Annotated in this window: 2 protein-coding genes; both read left to right on the forward strand. The window is 60.3% G+C overall.

The genetic code is table 11. The features are described from left to right. The first annotated feature begins 342 nt into the window (after positions 1 to 342). A complete protein-coding gene (locus NKH67_RS33940) occupies positions 343 to 570 on the forward strand; it encodes a TPR end-of-group domain-containing protein (RefSeq protein ID WP_353033093.1) in 228 nt (75 codons plus the stop codon). Positions 571 to 934: 364 nt separating this feature from the next. Then, complete coding sequence (locus NKH67_RS33945; RefSeq protein WP_353033095.1) at positions 935 to 1,168, forward strand: hypothetical protein; 234 nt, start codon at positions 935 to 937, stop codon at positions 1,166 to 1,168. Positions 1,169 to 1,781 lie beyond the last annotated feature (613 nt).

Below are 1,781 nucleotides of genomic sequence, written 5' to 3' on the forward strand. Positions count from 1 at the left end.
CAACGAGATGACGCCGAATGGTGAATGGCCGTCTGAGCCGACACAAGGCTTGGATAAGTCGACCCTGCTCGAGGATGTATCCTAGGGGACACAGCCAGGAATGCAGCCGGCCAAGGCGAGATCCAGGGTGGCAACTCTACACCGGGGGACGCTCCTGCGCGATCGCCTTCATCCGCTAGCGAACCAAGGATCTGTTTCGAGCGCGCCGAACGCGCAACTGGCCGCCATCCTGAAAATGCGGCACCGCTGCATCGCGGCGCCCTCGCGCTCGCGTATTTCGGTGAGCGGAAGAAGGCGCGTTCCTGGCTGGCCAGAGCGCTGGCGATCGATCCGGACGACTTCGTGACGCAGTACAACGCCGCTTGCATATATTCCGTGCTCGGGGAAGTGGAGGAAGCGGTTCGGTACCTGGAAAGAGCCGTCGGAGGAAGCGCGAGTCAGAACCTATTGGAACGAATCCGTCACGAAGTCGATTTCGACGCCATTCTCGATCACCGCGGTTCGTGCAGCTTCTTAGTTCACTTGGCTTGTGACGCACAGCTGTACTTGCACAAGCTTCGGCCTGCCTAGCAGCCGCGTTCGCGGCGCGTCCGCTTTGGGGTGGCGGATTCAACTGCTCGCAGCAACACACGAGTCTGTCTGAAAGATGGAATGTGAGCCATGAAGCAGCGACGTCGCATCTACTACTCGGCCGCTCAGCGGGCTGAGATTTGGGTTGGATGGGAGGCGGGCGAGTCGATGATCTCGATCGGACGACGATTCGATCGGGGGTCTTCATCTGTCCGCTCTTGCCGCCGCGCCTGGGCCTTGCACTGGCGGGCTGCCGGCCTTTGCCTGTCGCCGGTGGTGTTTTCCGTCACATTTTGCTGCCGCTGCTTGTGCTGCTCACCTGGCCGCTCGCCATGGGCAAGTATTTCGCCCCGGCATCGTCTCTGTGGGGTTTGCTTGGTCGGCAAAGGACATCGCCAGCTGGCCCTCACAGCTGCGGTCGATCGCGGCCGAATCGGCATTGATGCTGGCCGACGCGCTGGCCGGCGGCCGCTTCACCCGCCACAATGATCTGTTGCTGCCTGCCGGCATTATTGCCGGGGCCGGCCCGCAGGCCGGCCACATGGTCCATCACACCGCACCGCTAAGCTGGTTTGGCCATGGTGGACAGGGTCGCTGACGCGGCCAGCATGAAGTAGGCCGGCACTGGCGCATTATCTCGAAAGAAGTGGAATCCGGTTTTCGGAAAAGGTCATGCTCAAAAGCAATAGGTAGAACCCCGTCCCGACTCTATCGGGTGGCGAATCGGATGATTTACTTCACGGCGACACGCACTTCAGCGCAGCGCATCCTGTGGATCCATGCGCGCCGGTTCGGCTAAGATCGAGGTCGAGGTCCGGTATCCTGGGGATTTGGCCAGGGGAACGGCCGCAATTCCGTGTTCGGCTTCTGCCTCTCTTTGTGGCTGCCAGCATCTAGTCGTCTGCAAATCGAGGCCACGGACTGACAAGCACCCCGCACCACGAGGAGCTGGCGGTCGGAGACCAAATGTAGACATGCCGCGCCATCCTTTTGGGTGGGGCTTGCGATGCATACTGACGGTCGAGGGCTTAATGTAACCAAATCAACGGCTCGGCGTTTCGGTCAGCGCGTTGTAATGAGCGAAGCCATAACCTCTGTCACGAGCATAGACTGGCGATTTCATGAATCGCAATTTTCTGGTGATTGAACCTGAGGAAGGCATTGCCGTGCTCAAGGGGCTTGCCTCCTCGGCGCGGATCTCGATGCTGAAA

Origin of the sequence: Mesorhizobium sp. M0968 (genome assembly GCF_040319065.1) — a bacterium.
In the GTDB taxonomy this organism is placed as follows: domain Bacteria; phylum Pseudomonadota; class Alphaproteobacteria; order Rhizobiales; family Rhizobiaceae; genus Mesorhizobium.